Source organism: Streptomyces sp. NPDC050617, from assembly GCF_040654795.1.
Classification (GTDB): domain Bacteria; phylum Actinomycetota; class Actinomycetes; order Streptomycetales; family Streptomycetaceae; genus Streptomyces.
Genome location: NZ_JBFAIS010000031.1, coordinates 66,856 through 89,123, shown reverse-complemented (window position 1 = coordinate 89,123; position 22,268 = coordinate 66,856). Strand labels below are relative to the sequence as shown.

Below are 22,268 nucleotides of genomic sequence, written 5' to 3'. Positions count from 1 at the left end.
ACGTGAACCACCGCACTCCGCACGCTCCGGCGCACGGCACGCACGCTCCGGTGCACGGCACCACCACCTACCACACGCCTGCCCAGCGGGCCGGACGCACCACCTAGAACGGGGAGGCACGATGCGGCAGAGCAGTGTGCGGGGGGAGCGTGGGCGCCGGCGCGCCCCGGAGGCCCGGGATCTGGGCTGGGACGACAGCATGTACGAGGAAGGGGCCGACCCCAACGTGACCGCTCCCCAAGGCAAGGGCGAACACTCCGGCAAAGGCCGGGGCGAGCGCCATCGCCGCGGCGGCCCCCGCAAGAAACGCGGCCGCGGCGCGCGAATACTGCGCTGGACCGCGTTCTCCGCCGCGGTCCTCATCCTCGGCACGGCCGGCGCCGGGTACTTCTACTACGAGCACCTCAGCGGCAACATCAAGAAGGGCGACCTCAACCTCGGCAAGAACCGGCTGGACCGCAGTGCCGCCAACGCCAAGGGCCAACGCCCCCTCAATATCCTGCTGCTGGGCTCCGACAGCCGCAACAGCGCCGAGAACGTCGCGCTCGGCGGCTCCCACCGCGACGTGGGCCGCAAGCCCCTCGCCGACGTGCAGATGCTGCTCCATGTGTCGGCCGACCGCAGCAATATGTCGGTCATCAGCATCCCCCGCGACACCCGCGTGACGATCCCCGAGTGCAAGGACCCCGACGACGGCAAGGTCTACCGGAAGACCGACCGGGAGATCATCAACGCCAGCCTCATGAACGGCGGTCCGGGCTGCACCGTCGCCACCTGGGAAGAGCTGACCGGCATCCCCGTCGACCACTTCATGATGATCGACTTCGCCGGCGTGGTGAACATGGCCGACGCCGTCGGCGGCGTCCCCGTCTGCGTCAAGAACAATGTCTACGACAAGCTGTCGGGGCTGCGGCTGGAGAAGGGCGACCACAAGGTCAAGGGCAAGCAGGCCCTCCAATGGCTGCGCACCCGCCACGGGTTCGAGGACGGCAGCGACATCGGCCGCACCCACGCCCAGCACATGTACATGAACGCGATGGTCCGTCAGCTCAAGTCGGGCACCAAGCTCACCGACCCCGGCCAGCTCAGCGACCTCGCCGAGGCCGCCACCAAGGCCCTCACCGTCGACAAGGGCCTCGGCACGCCCAAGAAGCTCTACGACCTCACCGACGAGCTCAAGCAGGTGTCCACCAAGCGGATCACGATGACCACCATGCCGTGGATCCAGGACCCGCTGAACCCCAAGGCGCACGTGGTGCCCAAGCCCGGCGACGCCGACAAGCTCTTCTCGCTCGTCCGCGACGACAAGTCGCTCGACGGCAAGGACAAGAAGGACAAGGACAAGAAGGACGAGAAGGGCGCGGGGCAGGACAAGAAGACCACCCCGTCCGACCCGGCCGCGCCCAAGGGCGAGATCGGCGTGACCGTGCAGAACGGCACCGGCACCGCCAGCCAGGCCCCGGCCCCCGGCCGCGCCGGGACGATCTCCGCGGAGCTCGTCAAGGAAGGTTTCACCAAGGCCGCCGCGGACACCACGCCCAAGACGCAGGCGACCACCGTCATCAGCTACCCGAAGGCCGACAAGCGCGGCGACGCCCAGGCCGTCGCCAAGGCGCTCGGCCTGCCGGACAGCGCGCTGCGGATGTCGACGTCCGTCCAGCAGATCACCCTCGTGGTCGGCGCGGACTGGCGCACGGGCACCTCGTACCCGAAGGACGCGGGCTCGGACGACAAGAGCGACGACAAGGCGCCGGACAGCTCCGCGGCGCTCAACGGCGACGACTCGGCGGCGTGCATGGACGTGAACCCGCTGAACCGTTTCTGACGCCTGTCCGACGCCTACGTGGAGAAGGGCCGCCCCGGGATACCGGGACGGCCCTCTCCGTCTGCGTACGCGCGTACGTACCGCTACGACTGCTGCTGCTCCTCGCGCTGCGGCGACGTGACCGCCGGGCGGCGGCTGGCGATGACCTTCCTGGCGAGCGAACGCGGGCTGGTGAGGAAGCCGTAGCCCCAGGTCATGTGCATCGTCGCCAGCGCGAGCGGGATCTGGGCCCGCGCCTTGAGCGACAGCCCCTTGCCCGCGGGCAGCGACCCGGCGGTGATGGCGGCCAGATACCCGGCCGGGACCACGAAGCCCCACGGGGTGACGGCCGCGCCCACCACGATGCCGGCGGCGATGGCGACGACGGCGGTCGGCGGCGCGAGGTAGCGGAGGTTGATGGAGCCGGAGTGGTAGCGGGCGACGACGTGCCGCCAACGCCCGTAGTTCCTGTACTGCTTGGCGAGCGCGCGGACGCTCGGCCGCGGCCGGTACTGCACCCGCAGCTCCGGCGAGAACCAGACCAGGCCGCCCGCCTCGCGGATGCGGAAGTTCAGCTCCCAGTCCTGGGCGCGGATGAACTCCTCGTTGTAGCCGCCCTGTTGCTCCAGCGCCTCGCGCCGGAAGACGCCCAGATACACGGTTTCGGCGGGGCCCGCCGCGCCGCCCGTGTGGAAGGCCGCGTTGCCCACCCCGATCTTCGAGGTCATCGCGGCGGCGACGGCCCACTCCCAGTCGTTCTCGCCCTCGGCGTGCATGATGCCGCCGACGTTCTGCGCGCCGGTCTCCTCCAGCAGCCGCACGGCGGTCGCGATGTAGTTCGCCGAGAGCATGCCGTGGCCGTCCACCCGCACCACGATCGGGTGCCGGGACGCCTTGATCGCGGCGTTGAGCGCGGCGGGGGTGCGGCCGGTGGGGTTCGGCACGGTGCGGACGCGGGGGTCCTCCCGTACCAGCTCGGCGGCGATCTCGTCCGTACGGTCCGCGGACGGGCCCAGGGCGATCACCACCTCCAGCTCGCCCGCGTACTCCTGTTCCAGGATGTGCCGGACGGAGCTTCGCAGATGCCGTTCCTCATCGAGCACCGGCATGATCACGGAAACGGCGGGGGGCTGCGGCTCAGACATCGTTCCTCGGGGGTACGGCCCGCGGCGGCGTCCGCTGGGTCGGCGGAGCCGCGTCGGGGGTGAAGGATCGACCGTCACGTTACCGCGAACGGATGACCCGGGCGCACGCCGCCCGGGTGGCAGCCGGGCGCGCGGCGGCGTGGGGGCGACGGCAGCTGATCGTATGGGCTTACCGTGACCGCGGTCCTGCCCAGCCGCCCAGCCCGTCGCGGAGGTCTCAGACGTGACCCCACCGGCCCGCTCCCCCAGGCCCCGCCCCCACTCCCGGCCCCGGCCGCCGGAGCGTCGCCGCCGTACGCGCTGGGGCCGCCGCCTCGCCATGGGCACCGCCGCCCTGGTCCTGGCCACCAGCGGCATCGGCCACGCGGTGGTCACCGGCCTCGACGGCGGCATCGACCGCGTCGACCCCTTCAGGGGCCTGTCGAACCGGCCCGGCAGCGGCGGCGGCATGAACATCCTGCTGGTCGGCACGGACGGCCGCGACAAGATCACACCGGCCGAGAAGGCCCGCTACCACCTGGGCGGCGAGCCCTGCCACTGCACCGACACGGTCATGATGGTGCACCTCTCCGCCGACCGGGACCGCGCCAGCGTGGTCAGCCTGCCGCGCGACTCGTACACCGAGATCCCCGAGCACACCGACCCCGCGACCGGCAGGCGCCGCGCCGCCCACCCGCAGAAGCTCAACGCGGCGTACGCGGAGGGCGGCCCCGGCCTGACCGTACGGACCGTCGAGCACATGACCGGCGTGCACCTCGACCACTACCTGGAGGTCGACTTCACCAGCTTCATGAAGACGGTGGACGTGCTCGGCGGGGTACAGGTCTGCACGCCCCGCCCGCTGAAGGACGACTACTCGGGCCTGGACCTGCCGGCGGGCACGTCGAACCTCAACGGCGGCCAGGCCCTCCAGTACGTACGCTCCCGCCACCTCGACGGCGCCTCCGACCTGGGCCGGATGCAGCGCCAGCAGCGGTTCATGGCGTCGCTGATCCACCAGGCCACCAGCAGCGGGATGCTCCTGAACCCGATGAAGCTCCAGGACCTCGCCTCCGCGATGCTCGGCTCGGTCCGCGCGGACCGGGGCTTCGGCAGCACGGACATCCTGGCGCTGGGCCAGGCCATGAAGGACTTCACGCCCGCGTCGTCGGAGTTCGCCTCGGTGCCGCTCGGGGACATGAACTACAGCGTCCCGAACGTCGGCTCCACCGTGAAATGGGACGAGGCCAAGGCCCAGCGGCTGTTCCAGTCGCTCCGCGAGGACCGGCCGATCGCGGCGCGCCAGGGCGGCGACGGTGCACACGGCGCGAAGCCGGTGGACGTGGCGCCCCAGCAGATCCGGGTACGCGTCCTGAACGGCAGCGGCCACCCCGGCCTCGGCCGCGCCGCCGACCACGCCCTGGCCGCCACCGGCTTCAACACGGACAAGGCCCCCGCCACGGCCCAGGGCACCCCGATGCCGCACACGGTCGTCGGCTACGACCCCGGCTGGGACCGCTCGGCCCAGTCCCTGGCCGCAGCCCTCCCCGGCGCCGAACTGCGCCAGGTCCCGAACCAGGGCCCGGTACTCACGGTCACCCTGGGCACCCAGTTCACGGACGCGGCGAAGGGCGTACGGAAGGTACGGGCACAGGAACCGGCGCAGGACAGCGACAGCGCGCGGGCGGTGAAGGGGGACGAGGTGGTGTGCCCGTAGGGGGCGGGGCGGAGAGGGGGCGTACCCGCCCGTCAGTACGCCGCGGGACGGACAGCACGACAGTCCGCCCCAAATGATCTACCATCGGCGGAGCGACGCAGATCCCCATGGCGCCTCGTCACACCCTGCCTCCAGCCGTTACCGGCTGACGCGGGGCCTGACCTCGGGCGACAGAGCAGATCGCGCGCTTCACCGCAGAACGAGGCCCCCTCCGCCGCAGCGCATTTCTCCTTCGGCGCCCCGTTCGCCCGTGCCTGGTACCTCAACGCACAGATCAACATTCGCCGGTCCGAACCAGGGCACGGCGGGTGTACTCACCCACCGTGACATTCCGATCATGGCTCCAGCCTTGATCCGACCACACGCGCACCAGAGAGGACCACAATCCGTGTCTGAGATCATCCGCGCCGAAGTCGCCGTTTCGTACGGCGACCATAACGGCGCCCCGAGCATGGCCGTCATCACCCACGACATCCCCGTCACCACGTGGGCGCCGGGCGGCAGCCTCTACCTCACGCCGGAGGAGAGCGAGGCCGCGCTGAAGGCCGCGGCCCAGGCATTCACCGCGGCTCTGCCCACCGACCGTGGATACGAAATAGCCGGCTCCCTGGTGAGCGAGACGAAGATCGCCGTCTGACCGCTCCACCATCCCGCACCGCCGCCCGCGCGTTTCCCCCGAGACGTGCGGGCGGTGTTGCGCGTGGCCGCGTCAGGCCTCGTCCGGCTGCTGCTCGCGCAGTTCCTTGATCGCGCGGCGGCGGGCGAGCCGGTGCGTGCGGCGGATCTGCGCTTCCTTGAAACGTCGCTCGTTCCGCTCGGTGTCCGGGATCACCGGCGGTACGGCCCGCGGCTTCCCGTCGGCGTCGACCGCCGCGAACACGAGATACGCCGAGCCGACCTGCTGGGCCGGCGTCGATTCGTTCCAGCGCTCGGCCATCACACGCACGCCGATCTCCATGGACGTGCGCCCCGTCCAGTTGCACTGCGCGTGGACGTGGACCAGGTCGCCGACGCGGACCGGCGAGAGGAACGCCATTTCGTCCATGGAGGCCGTGACGGCGGGCCCGCCGGAGTGGCGGCCGGCCACCGCGCCCGCGGCGTCGTCCACCAGTTTCATGATCACGCCGCCGTGGACGGTGCCCATCAGATTGGTGTCGCTACCGGTCATGATGTGGCTCAGCGTCGTACGCGACGCCTCGGTCAGCTTGCCGGGGAGGTCTTCCCCCGGCTCTATAGGGCCGTGATCAGTCATGACACCAGCGTAAACGGCCGGACATGTCCCTCCGGGCGGGAGCGGCCGCGGCCCCGTGACCGCGGCGCCGGCTCGCGCGGTATCGCCGCGGCCGGGTCCCGGGCCTGAATGGTCATGTCCTCCACCATATGTGGACCCGGAATGCATCAGCTCTGCAACAGCAGGGCCCCGATCCGGTCCTCGCCCTGTGAGCCGCCCCGCTCTGGCAGGCACACTTCATCTCATGAACGATTGGCCCGAGGGACGGACCGGTGGCGGCAGGGACCGGTATGGACGCGGCGGCGCCGGCTCCGAGCCGGAAGGCGCCCGAGCCATGCCGCACGTCCGCCGCGGCACGCGGCAGCCCTACCTGCCGCAGCAGCCCCAGGGATACGACGACGGCTACGCCGCCCATCAGGCGGGCGGCTACGACGACGGCTACAACACCGGCCAGGTGTACGGCCGGGGCGGCCAGCCCGGCGGACCGGGCGGGCCCGGCGGCCCCGGAGGACCCGGCGGCGGCCCGTACGGCCGTCCCCCGCGCGCCAACCCGCCCAACTGGCGCAAGCGCATCAAGATCGGCGTGCTGACCCTCGTCGTCGTGGTGCTCGCGGTCTCCATCGGCACGTACTTCTGGGCCGACTCGAAGATGCGCCGCGAGGTCGACCTGAGCAAGGTCGAGGACCGCCCGGGGTCCGGCGAGGGGACCAACTATCTGATCGTGGGCTCCGACAGCCGCGAGGGCCTCTCCGACCAGGACAAGAAGGACCTGCACACGGGCTCGGCCGACGGCAAGCGCACGGACTCGATGATGATCCTGCACACCGGCGACAACGGCTCCACGATGCTGAGCCTGCCGCGCGACTCGTACGTCACCATCCCGGCGTTCACCGGCAAGAAGTCCGGCAAGCGCTACCCCGCCTCGACGCACAAGCTGAACCAGGCGTACTCGGACGGCGGCCCGGAGCTGCTGACCCGGACCATCGAGTACAACACCGGCCTGCGCATCGACCACTACGCGGAGATCGGCTTCGGCGGCTTCCGCAGCCTCGTCGACGCGCTGGGCGGCGTGGACATGTGCCTGGACAAGGCGGTCAAGGACAAGGACTCGGGCGCCGACTTCAAGAAGGGCTGCCAGACCCTCGACGGCAAGCAGTCGCTCGCCTTCGTCCGCCAGCGCCACCAGGAGGCCGACCAGGACCTCGGCCGCATGCGCAACCAGCAGAAGTTCCTCAACACCCTGGCCAAGCAGGCGGCTTCGCCGTCCACGATCCTGAACCCCTTCCGCCTCTACCCGGTCATCGGCTCGGGGCTGGACACGCTGATCGTCGACAAGGACATGGAGCTGTGGAACCTCACCTCGATGTTCTGGGACATGAAGGGCGTGACGGGCGGCGACGGCAAGCAGCTGACGGTGCCGATCTCCTCGGCGAACGTCCCGACGCCGAGCGACGGGGTCGCGGTGAAGTGGGACAAGACCAAGTCGAAGCAGCTGTTCGACCAGCTGAAGAACGACGAGAAGGTCACCGTCTCGGACAAGTGACCACGTCACAGGGGTTGGAGATCCCGGCGCGTCTGGCGGCGTCGTACGACAGGGCCTTCGGCGCGGAGGGAAGGGCCTGGACGGCGGCGCTGCCGGAGCTCGTCTCGCGCCATCTGGACCGGTGGGGGCTGGTACGGGACGGGGCCGCCGGGGCCGGGGAGGCGTCGCTGGTGCTGCCGGTGCGGCGCGCGGACGGTACGCGCGCGGTCCTCAAGCTCCAGCCGCCCCGGCAGGAGACGACGGCCGCGCTCATCGGCCTGCGCGCCTGGGACGGGGCCGGGGCGGTACGGCTGCTCGACCACGACCCGGAGAGCAGCACCATGCTCCTGGAACGGCTGGACGGCGCCCGTACGCTGGCCGCGCTGGAGGACGACGACGAGGCGACGGCGATTCTCGCGGGACTGCTGGCGCGCCTGGTGAGCGTCCCCGCGCCGGCGGGGCTACGCGGCCTGGGGGAGGTCACCGCGGAGATGCTCGCGCGGGCACCGGACGCGGCAGCGGCGCTGATCGACCCGTCCGAACGGCGGCTGCTGCGCGGCTGGGCCTCGGCGGTGGCGGAACTGGCCGACGAGCCCGGCGACCGCCTGCTCCACTGGGACCTGCACTACGGCAACGTCCTGGCAGCCGACCGCGAACCCTGGCTGGCCATCGACCCCGAGCCTCTCTCGGGCGACCCCGGCTTCGACCTGTGGCCGGCCCTGGACAGCCGCTGGGACGACGTGGTCGCCAAGGGCGACGCCCTCCGCATCGTCCGCCGCCGCTTCGACACGCTCACCGAAGCCCTCGCCCTCGACCGCCCCCGCGCGACGGCCTGGACCCTGGCCCGCCTCCTCCAGAACGAGCTCTGGAACGTCGAAGACGGCGCCCGTTCCCTCGCCCCGTCATCGGTCGCGATAGCAGAGTCCCTCCACAACCGCCGCGCCAACTGACCGCCCCGGCAGGCGAGTTCAGACCAGCCACTCCCCCGCGCGCATGAGCGTCCGCCCCGCCATCTCGGAAACCGTCCCCCACGCCTGCACGAATTCGGGAACGATCCGGAACCAGACGTACGAGGGGTGGTCCTCCCGCGGGTCCCAACCGTCCTTGGCGGCGAAGGCGTCGCCCACCCCGGCCGGGAGTCCGTCCCGGTCCAGCGTGCGAACGGCGCCGCGGACCAGGACCACATCCCTGGTGTGCCCGAAGCAGAGCCGGACCTTCCCCGAGGCGGCCAGGTTGCGTCCGGTCGGGTTGGTGTCGCGGGTGCACAGCCACACGGCCTCGCCGTCCCAGTAGAAGGCGAGCGGCACGAGACACGGCTCACCGCCGTCATCGGCGGTCGCGACCCACACGTCCTTGTCCCGCTCCAGCCGCTCCAGCGCCTCGCGCTTACGCCGCTCCGGGCTGCGGGGGCCGTCCGAAAGAGAATCATCTGACGTCATGGCACGACGCTATGACGTGACCTCCGCCGCCGCATCGGTCGGCGGATCTAGGACGCGGGACTCAGGACGCGGGACTCAGGACCCGGTCCTCGCGCCCGGGGGCCGGCGGCAGACGAACGCCCCCGCCGCAGCCGGCAGGGGCGTTCTCGCGAAAGTCGCGTTACGGCAGGTTTCTCGCCATGACGATCCGCTGGACCTGGTTCGTGCCCTCGTAGATTTGGGTGATCTTGGCGTCGCGCATCATGCGCTCGACGGGGTAGTCGCGGGTGTAGCCGTAGCCGCCGAGGAGTTGGACCGCGTCCGTGGTGATGTCCATGGCGGCGTCGGAGGCGTAGCACTTGGCGGCGGCGCCGTAGAAGGTGAGGTCTTCCTTTTCGGCGCCGGCGGCGACGCGTTCGGACTTGGCGGCGGCCGTGTAGGTGAGCTGGCGGGCGGCTTCCAGTTTCATGGCCATGTCGGCGAGCATGAACTGGACGCCCTGGAAGTCGCCGATGGGCTTGCCGAATTGCTTGCGCTCCTGGACGTAGCCCTTGGCGTAGTCGAGGGCGCCCTGGGCGATGCCGAGGGCCTGGGCGGCGATGGTGATGCGGGTGTGGTCGAGGGTCTTCATCGCGGTGGCGAAGCCGGTGCCCTCGGCGCCGATGATGCGGTCGGCGGGGATGCGGACGTTGTCGAGGTAGACCTCGCGGGTCGGCGAGCCCTTGATGCCGAGCTTCTTCTCGGGGGCGCCGAAGGAGACGCCCTCGTCGGCCTTCTCGACGACGAAGGCGGAGATGCCCTTGGTGCGCTTGTCGGGGTCGGTCACGGCCATGACGGTGTAGTAGTCGCTGACGCCCGCGTTGGTGATCCAGCGCTTCACGCCGTTGAGGACGTAGTGGTCGCCGTCGCGGACGGCCTTGGTCTTCATGCCGCCGGCGTCGGAGCCCGCGTCGGGCTCGGAGAGCGCGTACGAGAACATCGCGTCGCCCTGGGCGAGCGGGCCCAGGTACTTCTTCTTCAGCTCCTCGGAGCCCGAGAGCATGACCGGCAGGGAGCCGAGCTTGTTGACGGCCGGGATCAGGGAGGACGAGGCGCAGACGCGGGCGACCTCCTCGATCACGATGACGGTGGCCAGCGCGTCGGCCCCGGCCCCGCCGAACGCCTCGGGCACGTGGATGGCGTGCAGGTCGGCCGCGGTCAGCGCGGTACGGGCCTCCTCCGGGAAGCGCCCCTCCTCGTCCACCTCGGCGGCGAACGGGGCGATCTTCGCCTCGGCGAGTGCGCGCACCGTATCGCGGAGCATGTCGTGCTCCTCGGACGGCCGGTACAGGTCGAAGTCCTTTGATCCCGCCAAGGTGTTCTCACTCCCCTGAGAGTTAACTACCGTTTAGTAACCGCAATTCTAGGGCCGCCACCCCGGCCCGGCCTACGTGAGCTTGCCGACAGATATGCTCGGGAAGGATCAGCCCGCACGCATGTTGGAGCACTCATGGCCCCCAAGATCACCGTGATCGGCACCGGCTACCTCGGGGCCACGCACGCGGCCGCCATGGCCGAACTCGGCTTCGACGTGCTGGGGCTGGACGTGGTCCCCGAGAAGATCGAGATGCTCGCGCAGGGCCGGGTCCCGATGTACGAGCCGGGGCTGGAGGAGCTGCTGCGGCGGCACGTCGCCGGATTCGAGGGGTCCAGCGGGCGGCTGCGCTTCACCACCTCCTGGGAGGAGGTCGGCGAGTTCGGCGACGTCCACTTCGTCTGCGTGAACACCCCGCAGAAGCACGGCGAGTACGCCTGCGACATGTCGTATGTGGACAGCGCCTTCGAATCGCTGGCTCCGCATCTGCGCCGGCCCGCCCTCGTCGTCGGCAAGTCCACCGTCCCCGTCGGCAGCGCCGAGCGGCTCGCCGCCCGCCTCGCCGAGCTGGCCCCGGCCGGCTCCGACGTCGAGCTCGCCTGGAACCCGGAGTTCCTGCGCGAGGGCTTCGCCGTCCAGGACACCCTGCACCCCGACCGCATCGTCGTCGGCGTCGCCGGCGAGAGCGCCGAGCGGCGGCTGCGCGAGGTGTACGCGAAGCCGCTCGCCGAGGGCTCGCCCTTCGTCGTCACCGACTTCCCCACCGCCGAGCTGGTCAAGACCGCCGCCAACTCCTTCCTCGCCACCAAGATCTCCTTCATCAACGCGATGGCCGAGGTCTGCGAGGCCGCCGACGGCGACGTGGCCAAGCTGGCCGAGGCCATCGGGCACGACGAGCGGATCGGGCGGAAGTTCCTGCGCGCCGGCATCGGCTTCGGCGGCGGCTGCCTCCCCAAGGACATCCGCGCCTTCATGGCCCGCGCCGGCGAGCTCGGCGCCGACCAGGCCCTGACCTTCCTCCGGGAGGTCGACTCCATCAACATGCGGCGCCGCGGCCACATGGTCGAATTCGCCCGCGAGGCCGTCGGCGGCTCGTTCCTCGGCAAGCGCATCGCCGTCCTCGGCGCCACCTTCAAGCCCGACTCCGATGACGTACGCGACTCCCCCGCGCTCAACGTCGCGGGCCAGATCCACCTCCAGGGCGGCCAGGTCACCGTCTACGACCCCAAGGGCATGGACAACGCCCGCGCCCTCTTCCCCACCCTGGGGTACGCGGCGACCGCCGCCGAGGCCGCGCAGGGCGCCCACGCCGTGCTGCACCTCACCGAGTGGCGCGAGTTCCGCGACCTCGACCCCGCCGAGCTGGGCAAGGCCGTCTCCGAACCCTTCATCCTCGACGGGCGCAACGCCCTCGACCCCGAGCTGTGGCGCGCGGCCGGCTGGACGTACCGCGCGCTGGGGCGGCCCCGCGCCTGAACCGGCGGGAACGCCAGGACGCCCGGAACCTTCGCGGTTCCGGGCGTCCGTCGTGTGCGCTCGCTGTCGCGTCAGTGGCGCGCGGTCTTCTTCGCGCTCACGTCAGCCGCGTCCACCAGCACATACCGGTGGTTGAACTGGACGGTGTAGTACTTCTTCGCGCCCTTGACCACCGCCTGCGTGGACGGCGAGAAGTCGACGGCGCCGACCGGCGGCTGGTCGGCGACGTACGCCTGTCCGGCCGGGATCGCGTAGTTCTTCGCCGTCAGGGGCTCCTGCTTGGAGGGGGACATGCCCTTGGGGTACTCGGCCGCGTCCGGGTACGCGGTCCCGTACACCTTGGCCGCGTCCTTGCCGGGCGCCTTGATGATCCGTACGTCCTTGGCGGGCGTCGTGTTCTTGCCGCCCGGGTTGTGGATCCAGCCCTTCTGGCCGCCGAACCAGATCGCGGTCCAGTCGCCCTTCTTCTCGGCGACCACGAACTTCTGGCCGGCCTGGACGGTGGTGGTCCAGTCCGAGACGTCGTTCGTGCCCTTGTCGTCCTTGCCGCCGTGCACCACGGGGTCGAGAACGAGCGGGGCGTCCTCGCGGGGCTCGGTGCGGACGAACAGGGCGCTGGACGGGCCGGTCACCGGGCCGCACTTCTTGATGGCGCCGGACGGGTCGTCGTTGGGGCAGATGTTGTACGTCTGCTGGTTCTTCTCGAAGCCCGGCGTGATCGTCACCGCGGACCCGACGGGGCCGACGCCGCGCTTGCCCTCGTCGACCGGGGCGCCGATCATCCGCATGAAGCGGGTCCAGTCCCAGCCGTTGCCCGGGTCCCAGTGCATGCCGGCGATGGTGCCGTTCGAGGGGCCCGTCACATTGTCGTGGCCGAGGATGTGCTGGCGGTCCAGCGGCACGTCGTAGCGGTTCGCCAGGTACTTCACGAGCTTGGCGGTCTGCTCGTACGCCGCCGTCGTGTACCAGTCGGCGCCGTGGGCCGAGAAGCCCTCGTGCTCGATCTGCACCGCGTGCAGGTTGCTGTCGTAGTTGCCGTCGCCGAACGCCACGTCCTTGTTCGGCACCATCTGCGTGACCTCGCCGTCCGAGGACCGCATCACGTACTGCGACGAGGAGCCGCCGGCCGTCTGGAAGGTCTTGATCGCGTTCTCGTACGACCCCTCGGTCGTGTGCAGCACGATCTGCGTGATCTTGACGCCGTTGGCCGGGCGGTTGGAGACCTGGCCGTTGGAGGCCGCCGCCGGCACGAACTTGCAGTTCATCGACGGCGGGCACTCCGCCTTCGGCGAACCGGCGTCCTTCAGCTTCAGCTTGTTGTACTGGGCCGCCATCGGCTTCGCGGACGGCTGGGCCTTCATCGTCACCGACCCGCCGTCCGCCGCGTCGCGCTTCGCGCCGGACTTGATGGCGGCGAACACGCCGTCGACGTACGACGCCGCCGCCTTGCGGTCGGTCAGGCGGCTGTACTTGGCGACCGCGGCGGTCCACTGCGCCGGGTCCTTCGCGGTGCCGCCGGTGAGCTGCTTCTGGTACGCGGCGAGGAGGGCCGCGCCGCCGCGGATGTTCTCCTTCTGGTCGTGCTGGAGCTTGTCGGCGGAGGCGCCGGTCAGCTTCGCGGCGGCCCGCAGCGTGTGCAGTTCGGGGTGGTCGGTGAAGGAGGCGAGGTCGGAGCGGCCGGCCGCGCCCGCGGCGCCGCCGGAGACCATCTTCGACGTCACGTCGGTGAGGTTCATCAGGCCCCAGCCGCCGGTTTCGCTGTATCCGGTGTGGTGCTGCCAGCCGGATTCCTGGTGCGCCACGCCGAGCAGAACGGGCAGCGGCACGTCGAACTCTTCAGCGGCCGCGGCGAATGCGGCCTGAGTGGTGGGCGACTGCGGGTCGTCCGCGTTCATCGCCTGTGCGAGGGACGGCAGGAAAGCGAAAGCGCCAATGGCCAGTGCGCCGCCGACGGCAGCCGTCGGCAGCCAACGCTTTTTCCGCTTGTGCAAAGGGGTTCCCTTCAATGCGACGGTGCGCAGGGCTCCCTCATCAGGAGGGCCATCGACTCGCCCGGTACGCACCCAAAGGTGTGGGGGTGGGCGCGCAATTCCCGTACAGACATGCCGAAGTGGGCGGTGACCACCCCGGCGGTGACGGTTGTCGCGCCGAATGACATCAGATCAGAAAAACATTCGGGATCCCAGGGCGGGGTGGCCGATGACACGTTTATGTGCGGTGTCCGGCAACCGAACAGTGCGATGCGGGCGGCCCGATCCGTACCTTTATCCGGACCTTTCCTCTTTCACGCCCGTTATCCCTGTTCCGGCTTGTCCGGCATTTCGGGGTTATGGATCCGCGCCGGGGCGCCGCGCCGCCCGGCCGCCTTGTTCGCCCGGTACGCGCGCATTTTCGCCCGGCTCCCGCACACCGCCATCGAGCACCACCGGCCGCGCCCCGCCGGGCTGCGGTCGTAGAAGACCCACTGGCAGTCGTGGGCCTCGCACGCCTTGAGCCGGGCCCAGGTCCCGTCCGCGGCCGCGGCCGAGACGGCAGCGGCGATACGGGCCGTGAGCGCGGCGAGCCCCGTCAGGCCGTTGGCGGGGCGCAGCGCCGCCGCGCCCCGCCCGTCCACCGCGAGCACCAGCGGGCCCGCGGCGAACAGCCGGTCCAGCTCCGCGACCTCGGATTCCGCGAGGTCCGTGCCCGTATGGGCCAGGCAGACGGCCCGCAGCGCCTCGCGCAGTTCCTGGGCCCCGGACCGTTCCCGCTCGGCGAGCCCGAAGCGGGCCGGCCCGCCGGGGGCCGCCAGGGCGTCCTGCCCGGTCTCGACGTCGAGGGTGTTCACCAGGTCCTGGACGAGGGCGAGGCCGCCGGGCGCCGTTCTTTCCGCGCTCATGCTTGCGACGTTACCTCCATTGGGGGAGTATGCAGTAACGGTTACCAACAGATAGCTCTTACTAGTAACTTCCCCTCAGGAGGAATCATGGCCATCGCCACGCTGGGCGCCGTCGCACTGGACTGTCCCGACCCCGTCGCGCTCGCCGGCTTCTACGCGGAGCTGCTGGGCGGAGAGGTGGTGGACGAGGGCGACGGCTGGGTGGAGCTCGTCGGGGCGGGCGGCATCGTGCTGGCCTTCCAGGAGGCCCCCGACCATGTGCCGCCGCGCTGGCCGGACCCCGCCGCGCCGCAGCAGTTCCACCTCGACCTGCGGGTGCCGGTGATCGACGAGGTGCACGAGCGCGTCCTGGCGCTCGGGGCGCGGCTGCTCGACGACAATGGCGGCGAACCGCGTTCCTGGCGTGTTTACGCCGATCCAGCGGGGCACCCGTTCTGTCTGTGCGGCCAGTGATCTGGCGGCTGACCAGGCGGTGAGCCGCCTGATCAGCCGACCGGGGAGGGCGCGCGGAACGTGAGACCGTGGCCGGAATCCGGCCACCGTACAGAGCAGGAACGTACAGAGCAGGAAGCAGAGCAGAGACCGAGGAGGAGTCCCCATGCCCATCGCGAAGCTCCGCGTCACCGTCGTGGACTGTCCCGAGCCGCTGCGGCTCGCCGAGTTCTACGCGCACATCCTCGGCGGCCGGATCGAGGGCGACGCCGACGCGGACTGGGTCGACCTGTACACGCCCGACGGGCAGCGGCTCGCCTTCCAGCGCGCGCCCGGGTTCGCCCCGCCGAAATGGCCGAGCGCCGACGACAATTCCCAGCAGATCCATCTCGACCTGGACGTCGACGACATGGAGACGCGGCAGGAGCAGGTGATGGCGCTGGGGGCGACCGCGCTCGACCTCGACGACGACGGCGGGAAGCGCGATTTCCGGGTCTTCGCGGACCCCGTGGGGCATCCCTTCTGCCTGATCAGGCCGCAATAGGCGCGACCGGCCGCAGCGGGCCGCGCTCCCGCGCCGAGCGGTCCGGGGGCCGGGTCCCGGCCCCCGGGCCGCTCAGATACGCGCCCCGTCGAGGCGGCCGATCGTCGCCATCGACGGGGCGCGCCGCCGTCCGCCGGCGCGCGCCGCGAATTCCGCGCCGCGCATCACGCGCAGCGTGTTCTCCCAGGTGAGCTTGGCGATGTCGGTGTCCGACCAGCCGCGGTCGAGGAGTTCCGCGATCAGATACGGGTAGCGGGAGGTGTTCTCCAGGCCCCTCGGGCGGGGCAGCGGGCCGCCCGCGTCACCGTCCGCGGCGGCGGGCGAGGACTCCGGGCCGCCGTCGTAGCAGCCGCTGAGCCCGACATGGGCGGCGCCCGCCGCCTCCCGTACGTGGTCGAGGTGGTCGGCGATGTCCGACAGCGTCGCGGGGCGCCCGCCGCGCGCCATGCGCTCCGGCTCGAACGTGACCATGCACAGCCCGCCGTTGACCGGCAGCCGCTCCAGGATGTCATCGGGCACGTCGCCCGGCCGGCCGGTCAGCGCGGCCGCCGCCGAGCGCGAGAAGAGGACCGGGGCCTTGGAGACGGCCAGGGTCTGCCGCATGACGTCGACGGAGCTCATGGAGAGGTCGATGAGCATGCCGAGCCGGTTCATCTCCCGGACCACCTCCTCGCCGAAGAGGGTCAGGCCGCCCGCCCGCGGCTCGTCCAGCGCCGAGTCCGCCCACGGGGTCCTGCGGTCGTGGGTGAGCGCCATGGTGCGCACGCCGAGGCCGTACAGCCCGCGCAGGGTGCCCAGCGAGCTGTCGATGGAGTGCCCGCTCGCGGCTCCGAGCAGCGAGGCGATCCGGCCGCGGTTGCGGGCGTCGCCGATCTCGTCGGCGGTGAGGGCGAGGCGCAGCGACTCCGGGTAGGCGCGGACCAGCGTGTGCACGAAGTCGATCTGATCGAGGGTCGCGCTGACCGCCCGGTCCCCGGCCGCTTCCGCCGGCACGTGGACGGACCAGAACTGCGCCCCGACGCCGCCCGCGCGCAGCGCCGGGAAGTTGGTGTGCAGCGTGGCGTCGTCGAGGTCGAGGTCGTAGTAGCGGCCCGGTGTCAGGTCGTGGCCGGACCGCGCCCGCAGCGTCCAGGGCAGGCCGTTGTGGCCGTCGGCGACGGGGCGTACGGCCAGCAGCTGTCGCGCCCGGGTCACGGAGGCCGGGTCGGCGGCGGAGTCGGCGGCGGGGTCGGGGGCGGAGTCGGCGGCGGACGGGGCCGCGAGGTCCGGGGCGGGCCCGGTCGCGGGCGCCGGGTCCGGCGCGGGGGCGGAGGCGGGGGCAGGGGTGAATGCTCGGGGGCTCCCCTGGAGGACGGGGGCTGTGTCGGCCATGAAGGGGCTCCGTGCTCGTCGCGGCGCAATAACGGCCACGGTGACACGTGGATCCCGCCGCACCGCGCTGCGCGGCGCGTATGGGCTAGAGCGCCCGCCCTGACGGAGCACGGCCGACGAAGGGGCGCCGAGGACCGGGCCCCGGCGCCCCTGCGGCCGTCAGCCCTGCTCCGGCGCCCCGTCCAGCTGCTCGATCGTCGCGTTAGACGGGCCCCGCTCGCTTCGCAGCCCGCGCGCCACGTCCTCTGCGGCGCGCAGCGTGCGTACCGCGTTCTGCCAGGTCAGCTTGGACAGGTCGGCCTCCGACCAGCGGCGGTGCAGCAGTTCCGCGATGAGGTTGGGGTAGCCGGAGACGTCTTCGAGGCCGGCCGGGGTGAAGGCCGTGCCGTCGAAGTCGCCGCCGATGCCGATGTGGTCGACGCCCGCGACCTCGCGCATGTGGTCGAGGTGGTCGGCGACCGTCGCCGCGGTGGCCATGGGCCGGGGGTGGGCGGCCTCGTACGCGCGCTGGACCCGCATGCCGTCGGCGGTGGTGTCGAGGTGGTGGAGGCCGTGGGCGCGCATGTTGTCGTCCGCGGCCCGCGTCCAGGCGACCGCCTCCGGGAGGATGAACTTGGGCACGAACGTCGCCATCGCCGTGCCGCCGTTGGCCGCGAGGGTCTCCAGCACGTCGTCCGGGATGTTGCGCGGGTGGTCGCAGACGGCGCGCGCGGAGGAGTGCGAGAAGATCACCGGCGCCTCGCTGACGCGCAGCGCGTCGCGCATCGTGGCGGGCGCGACGTGCGAGAGGTCGACGAGCATCCCGGCCCGGTTCATCTCGCGGACGACCTCCTCGCCGAAGCGGGTGAGGCCGTTCGCGCGCGGCTCGTCCGTCGCCGAGTCCGCCCACGCGACGTTGTCGTTGTGGGTGAGGGTCATATAGCGCACGCCGAGCGCGTACAGGGCGCGCAGCGTGGCGAGGGACTCGTCGATGCTGTGGCCGCCCTCGGCGCCCATGAGGGAGGCGATGCGGCCCTCGGCCCGCGCCGCCTCCATGTCGTCCGCGGTGAACGCGAGCCGCAGGTCGCCGGGGTAGCGGTCGGCCAGCTGCCGTACGCAGTCGATCTGTTCGAGGGTCGCGGCGACGGCGTGGCCGCCGGGCATGTCGCTGCGCACGTACACGGACCAGAACTGCGCGCCGACGCCGCCGGCCCGCAGCCGGGCCAGGTCGGTGTGCAGTCGGCCGCGCTGGTCGGCGGCGATGTCGCACCGGTCGAGGTCGTAGCGGACCTGCTCGCGCAGGGCCCAGGGGAGGTCGTTGTGGCCGTCGACCACGGGGTGGCCGGCGAGCAGTTCGCGCGCCCTCGCCAGATGGCCGGCCGCCCCGGAATCCGCCGTCTCAGTCGTCTCGGACACCTCTGACTCCTCCGTCATCGTCACTTGCCGCCGAAGCCGAAACCACCCGACCGGCCGCTCTCCACCTTGGCCCGCAGCCGCTTGCCCTTCTCCGCGGCCTGCTCGTTCAGCTCGTCCTGGAAGTGCCGCATCCGGGCCAGCAGCTCGCTGTCGTGCGCGGCGAGCATGCGGACCGCGAGCAGCCCCGCGTTGCGGGCGCCGCCCACCGAGACGGTGGCGACCGGGACGCCGGCCGGCATCTGCACGATGGACAGCAGGGAGTCCATGCCGTCGAGGTACTTGAGCGGTACGGGCACGCCGATCACCGGCAGCGGGGTCACGGAGGCCAGCATGCCGGGCAGGTGCGCCGCTCCCCCGGCGCCCGCGATGACCGCCTTGAGGCCGCGGCCCGCGGCGCGCTCGCCGTAGTCGATCATCTCGCGCGGCATCCGGTGCGCGGAGACGACGTCGACCTCGTAGGGGATCTCGAACTCGTCGAGGGCCTGGGCGGCGGCCTCCATGACGGGCCAGTCGGAGTCCGAGCCCATGACGATGCCGACCAGCGGGGCGGCGCCCGCGTCGGAGCCGGTCGCGGGCGTGGTGCCGGGGGGCGTGGGCGCGCTCATTCGGTGATCGTTCCTCGCAGGTATCCGGCGGCGTGGCTCGCGCGCTCCCGCACGTCCGCCAGGTCGTCACCGTAGGTGTTGACGTGCCCGACCTTGCGGCCGGGCTTCACGTCCTTTCCATACATATGGATCTTGAGGCCCGGGTCCCGCGCCATGCAATGGAGGTAGGCGGCGTACATGTCCGGGTAGTCGCCGCCGAGGACGTTGGCCATCACGGTCCACGGGGCGCGCGGCCGGGGGTCGCCCAGCGGCAGGTCCAGCACGGCCCGTACGTGGTTGGCGAACTGCGAGGTCACCGCGCCGTCCTGGGTCCAGTGGCCGGAGTTGTGCGGGCGCATCGCCAGCTCGTTGACGAGGACGCGCCCGTCGGGCGTCTCGAACAGCTCGACGGCCAGATGGCCGACGACGCCCAGCTCCCCCGCGATCTTCAGGGCGAGCTCCTGCGCGGCGGCGGACTGCTGCGCGGACAGCCCCGGCGCGGGCGCGATCACCGTGTCGCAGACGCCGTCGACCTGGATCGACTCGACCACCGGGTAGGCGACGGCCTGGCCGTGCGGGGACCGTACGACGTTGGCGGCCAGCTCGCGCGTGAAGCCGACCTTTTCCTCGGCGAGCACGGGCACCCCGGCCCGGAACGGCTCGGCGGCCTCCGCCTCGCTCCGTACGATCCACACGCCCTTGCCGTCGTAGCCGCCGCGCACCGTCTTGAGCACGACCGGGAAGCCGTCGCCCTCCGCCGCGAAGCGCGCCACGTCGGCGGGGTTCTCCACGATCCGGTGCCGGGGGCACGGCACGCCGATCTCGGTGAGCTTCGCCCGCATCACGCCCTTGTCCTGGGCGTGCACCAGCGCGTCGGGGCCGGGGCGTACGGGCACGCCGTCGGCCTCCAGCGCGCGCAGGTGCTCCGTGGGCACATGCTCGTGGTCGAAGGTGATCACGTCGCAGCCCTGTGCGAACGCACGAAGAGTCGCGAGGTCGCGGTGGTCGCCGACGACGACGTCGCCGACGACCTGCGCCGCGGACTCCTGCGGGGTATCGCTGAGCAGCTTGAACCTGATGCCGAGGGGGATGCCTGCCTCGTGGGTCATACGGGCGAGCTGACCGCCGCCGACCATGCCGACTACCGGGAACGTCACGCGGACCAGGGTATCCGCCCGGCCGGATACCGCCGCCCCCGCCTTGGACGTTCCTCCAATCGCCCCTATGATCGACGCAGTTTGACGCGTACCCGACGCGTTCGGCCGTCGGCGCGGGCCGCCCTGCCGGCCGCGCCGCCGCTGCGATCAGCCGCCGCACCGCTGTGACCAGCCGGAGCGCCCTCCGCGGCCACTCCATTGCCCAACCGCGGGAGCACGCCTCGGGGTCGCTGGTTAGCATGAAGAAGCTGGACCCACGCTGACCGACGCCGACCGACACTGCTGGACGCCGCCTTCCGCCGGACTCTGGAGCTTGAAGATCACTATGGGAGAACCGAGCGCACTCCGTTCTCGGGCGGATCGGCTGATCCGCGAGGTCGCCAAGTTCGGGGCGGTCGGAGGCGCGGGCGTGCTCGTCAATCTCGCGGTCTTCAACCTCGTACGGCACGCCAGCGACCTGCCGGTCGTGCGCGCGAGCATCGTGGCGACGGCCGTCTCGATCATCTTCAACTACGTGGGGTTCCGCTACTTCACCTACCGCGACCGGGACAAGCAGGGGCGCACGAAGGAGCTGACGCTCTTCCTGCTGTTCAGCGCCATCGGCCTGGTGATCGAGAACGGCACGCTCTACACGGCGACGTACGCCTTCCACTGGGACAGCCCGCTGCAGAGCAACGTCTTCAAGTTCCTCGGCATCGGCATCGCCACCCTCTTCCGCTTCTGGTCCTACCGGACCTGGGTGTTCAAGGCGCTGCCGGCCCGCGAGGCGGTGGAGACCGCTGAATCGTTCCTGACCGACCCGCGGACCCACGTCCGGGTCATCAACAAGTAGCGCGGACGGGACCGGACGGCCCGGCCCTCACGGCTCCCGCGAGTCCCGCGCCTGGTCCGCGTCCCGGCTCAGGAACAGCGCGAAGACCGGCGGGTACCCCTGGAGCAGCTCCAGCCGCCCGCCGTCCGCCTCGGCGAGGTCGCGGGCGACGGCGAGCCCGAGCCCCGTCGAGTTCCGGCCGCTGACCGTACGCTCGAACACCCGCGAGCCGAGGTCCGCCGGGACCCCCCGGCCCTCGTCGGAGACCTCCACGACGGCCTGGTTGCCGGTGACGCGGGTGCGCAGCGCCACGGTGCCGTCCCCGTGCATGAGCGAGTTCTCGATGAGGGTGGCCAGCACCTGGGAGACCGCGCCGGGCGTGCCGACGGCCCGCAGCCCCTGCTTGCCGGAGCGGACGATGGCCCGGCCCTCGCTGCGGGAGGCGGGCCGCCACTCCTCGATCTGCTGCTTGACGACCTCGTCGAGGTCGAAGGTGACGGCCGAACCGGACTGCGGGTCGCGGGAATTGGTCAGCAGCCGCTGCACGACGTCGGTGAGCCGTTCCACCTGGGTCAGGGCGATCGTCGCCTCCTCCTTGACCGTGTCCGGGTCGTCGGTGAGCGTGATCTCCTCCAGCCGCATGGAGAGCGCGGTCAGGGGCGTGCGGAGCTGGTGCGAGGCGTCCGCGGCGAGCCGCCGCTCGGCGGTGAGCATCCGGGCGATCCGCTCGGCGCTGGCGTCCAGGACGTCGGCGACCCGGTCCAGCTCGGCGACGCCGTAGCGGCGGTGGCGCGGCCGGGGATCGCCGGAGCCGAGCCGTTCGGCGGTCTCGGCGAGGTCGGTGAGCGGGGTCGCGAGCCGGTTGGCCTGCCGTACGGCCAGGAAGACGGCGGCGACGACGGCGAGCAGCGCCACCCCGAGGATGACCATCAGGGTCCGGCCGATCTCCTGGCTGACCGTGGTGCGGGACTCCACGACCGTGATCGTCTCGCCCCGCTCGCCCTTCTGGGTGGCGGTGATGACCTCGCCCGCGGGGTGCTTGCCCAGCTCGATGGCGGCGCGGCCGGGGATCTCGATCTTGGCGTAGCGGTTCGGCGTGATCTGCTCGCGCAGCACCCCGGAGGCCACCCGCTCGCCGCCCAACAGCCGGCTGTCGACGATGCTGACCAGCCGTACGGCCTCGGACTGCACGCTTTCCTGCGCGCTGCTCTCGATCGTGCGGGTCTCCACGATGACGAGCGAGATGCCGAAGACGGCGATCACGACGAGCACCACGGCGAGCGTGGAGTTGATCAGACGGCGGCGCACTGTGCCCTCCGGGGCGGGGTGGTACGAGTCTCGGCCCCCGGGCGGGGCGCCCGCGCGGGGCGCGCCGCGCCGTGGCGCGTCCGCCCCGTGTCGCCGACCGCGGACCACGGTCGCCGGCCCCCGCCCGGCGAGGCCCTGGGGC

General features: G+C 71.6%; 20 protein-coding genes. 9 read left to right on the top strand and 11 right to left on the bottom strand.

The genetic code is table 11. The features are described from left to right. Positions 1–121 precede the first annotated feature (121 nt). Positions 122–1,825: an LCP family protein gene (locus AB0I49_RS31925; protein ID WP_363230632.1), complete on the top strand. Its 1,704-nt coding sequence runs from the start codon at positions 122–124 to the stop codon at positions 1,823–1,825. A gap of 83 nt (positions 1,826–1,908) precedes the next feature. Here AB0I49_RS31925 and AB0I49_RS31920 read toward each other — a convergent pair whose 3' ends face one another. After that, on the bottom strand, positions 1,909–2,949 hold the full coding sequence (locus AB0I49_RS31920; RefSeq protein WP_363230631.1) for a glycosyltransferase family 2 protein: 1,041 nt from the start codon (positions 2,947–2,949) through the stop codon (positions 1,909–1,911). Positions 2,950–3,172: 223 nt separating this feature from the next. On the opposite strand from AB0I49_RS31920, the gene AB0I49_RS31915 reads away from it, so the two are divergent. Both AB0I49_RS31915 and AB0I49_RS31910 read left to right on the top strand, forming a co-directional pair. Continuing rightward, positions 3,173–4,645, top strand: coding sequence for an LCP family protein (locus AB0I49_RS31915; protein WP_363230630.1), 1,473 nt, complete (start codon positions 3,173–3,175; stop codon positions 4,643–4,645). A gap of 388 nt (positions 4,646–5,033) precedes the next feature. Next, a complete protein-coding gene (locus AB0I49_RS31910; protein WP_363230629.1) occupies positions 5,034–5,282 on the top strand; it encodes a hypothetical protein in 249 nt (82 codons plus the stop codon). 72 nt (positions 5,283–5,354) lie between these two features. Here the strand turns inward: AB0I49_RS31910 and AB0I49_RS31905 are convergent, their stop codons facing one another. Continuing rightward, a complete protein-coding gene (locus tag AB0I49_RS31905) occupies positions 5,355–5,897 on the bottom strand; it encodes an acyl-CoA thioesterase (protein ID WP_363230628.1) in 543 nt (180 codons plus the stop codon). 223 nt (positions 5,898–6,120) lie between these two features. On the opposite strand from AB0I49_RS31905, the gene AB0I49_RS31900 reads away from it, so the two are divergent. Next, complete coding sequence (locus AB0I49_RS31900) at positions 6,121–7,419, top strand: LCP family protein (protein ID WP_363230627.1); 1,299 nt, start codon at positions 6,121–6,123, stop codon at positions 7,417–7,419. Then, entirely contained in the window at positions 7,416–8,348 is a 933-nt protein-coding gene (locus tag AB0I49_RS31895; protein ID WP_363230626.1) for an aminoglycoside phosphotransferase family protein, read from the top strand. Before AB0I49_RS31900 ends, AB0I49_RS31895 begins: the two co-directional genes overlap by 4 nt. An 18-nt stretch (positions 8,349–8,366) precedes the next feature. Here AB0I49_RS31895 and AB0I49_RS31890 read toward each other — a convergent pair whose 3' ends face one another. Both AB0I49_RS31890 and AB0I49_RS31885 read right to left on the bottom strand, forming a co-directional pair. Beyond that, positions 8,367–8,837, bottom strand: a complete 471-nt coding sequence (locus tag AB0I49_RS31890; protein ID WP_363230625.1) for a pyridoxamine 5'-phosphate oxidase family protein — start codon at positions 8,835–8,837, stop codon at positions 8,367–8,369. A 160-nt stretch (positions 8,838–8,997) separates the two neighbouring features. Beyond that, positions 8,998–10,170 (bottom strand): acyl-CoA dehydrogenase family protein, encoded by a 1,173-nt coding sequence (locus AB0I49_RS31885; protein WP_363230624.1) that lies wholly within the window; start codon positions 10,168–10,170, stop codon positions 8,998–9,000. A 135-nt stretch (positions 10,171–10,305) separates the two neighbouring features. Between AB0I49_RS31885 and AB0I49_RS31880 the strand changes: the two genes are divergently transcribed. Further along, the gene (locus tag AB0I49_RS31880) at positions 10,306–11,646 is read left to right on the top strand and encodes a UDP-glucose/GDP-mannose dehydrogenase family protein (RefSeq protein WP_363230623.1); all 1,341 of its coding nucleotides are present in this window, start codon (positions 10,306–10,308) and stop codon (positions 11,644–11,646) included. A gap of 71 nt (positions 11,647–11,717) precedes the next feature. Here the strand turns inward: AB0I49_RS31880 and AB0I49_RS31875 are convergent, their stop codons facing one another. Further along, positions 11,718–13,637, bottom strand: coding sequence for an N-acetylmuramoyl-L-alanine amidase (locus AB0I49_RS31875; protein WP_363230622.1), 1,920 nt, complete (start codon positions 13,635–13,637; stop codon positions 11,718–11,720). Between the two features lie 302 nt (positions 13,638–13,939). Continuing rightward, positions 13,940–14,524 (bottom strand): CGNR zinc finger domain-containing protein, encoded by a 585-nt coding sequence (locus AB0I49_RS31870; RefSeq protein ID WP_363230621.1) that lies wholly within the window; start codon positions 14,522–14,524, stop codon positions 13,940–13,942. A gap of 87 nt (positions 14,525–14,611) precedes the next feature. Between AB0I49_RS31870 and AB0I49_RS31865 the strand changes: the two genes are divergently transcribed. Then, entirely contained in the window at positions 14,612–14,977 is a 366-nt protein-coding gene (locus AB0I49_RS31865) for a VOC family protein (protein ID WP_363230620.1), read from the top strand. Between the two features lie 145 nt (positions 14,978–15,122). Continuing rightward, the gene (locus tag AB0I49_RS31860; RefSeq protein WP_363230619.1) at positions 15,123–15,500 is read left to right on the top strand and encodes a VOC family protein; all 378 of its coding nucleotides are present in this window, start codon (positions 15,123–15,125) and stop codon (positions 15,498–15,500) included. Between the two features lie 72 nt (positions 15,501–15,572). On the opposite strand, the gene AB0I49_RS31855 is transcribed toward AB0I49_RS31860, so the two are convergent. The 4 genes from AB0I49_RS31855 to AB0I49_RS31840 form a co-directional block, all read right to left on the bottom strand. Then, positions 15,573–16,871 carry a dipeptidase gene (locus tag AB0I49_RS31855; RefSeq protein WP_363230618.1) on the bottom strand — a complete coding sequence of 433 codons (1,299 nt, stop codon included), beginning with the start codon at positions 16,869–16,871 and terminating at the stop codon, positions 15,573–15,575. 159 nt (positions 16,872–17,030) lie between these two features. Next, the gene (locus tag AB0I49_RS31850) at positions 17,031–18,284 is read right to left on the bottom strand and encodes a dipeptidase (RefSeq protein WP_363230617.1); all 1,254 of its coding nucleotides are present in this window, start codon (positions 18,282–18,284) and stop codon (positions 17,031–17,033) included. A 2-nt stretch (positions 18,285–18,286) separates the two neighbouring features. Next, positions 18,287–18,871 (bottom strand): 5-(carboxyamino)imidazole ribonucleotide mutase, encoded by a 585-nt coding sequence (purE, locus tag AB0I49_RS31845; protein WP_363230616.1) that lies wholly within the window; start codon positions 18,869–18,871, stop codon positions 18,287–18,289. Continuing rightward, positions 18,868–19,986 (bottom strand): 5-(carboxyamino)imidazole ribonucleotide synthase, encoded by a 1,119-nt coding sequence (locus AB0I49_RS31840; protein WP_363230656.1) that lies wholly within the window; start codon positions 19,984–19,986, stop codon positions 18,868–18,870. Before AB0I49_RS31840 ends, purE begins: the two co-directional genes overlap by 4 nt. Positions 19,987–20,332: 346 nt before the next feature. On the opposite strand from AB0I49_RS31840, the gene AB0I49_RS31835 reads away from it, so the two are divergent. Continuing rightward, entirely contained in the window at positions 20,333–20,839 is a 507-nt protein-coding gene (locus AB0I49_RS31835; protein ID WP_363230615.1) for a GtrA family protein, read from the top strand. 27 nt (positions 20,840–20,866) lie between these two features. Here the strand turns inward: AB0I49_RS31835 and AB0I49_RS31830 are convergent, their stop codons facing one another. After that, entirely contained in the window at positions 20,867–22,126 is a 1,260-nt protein-coding gene (locus AB0I49_RS31830; RefSeq protein WP_363230614.1) for an ATP-binding protein, read from the bottom strand. Between the last annotated feature and the right edge of the window lie 142 nt (positions 22,127–22,268).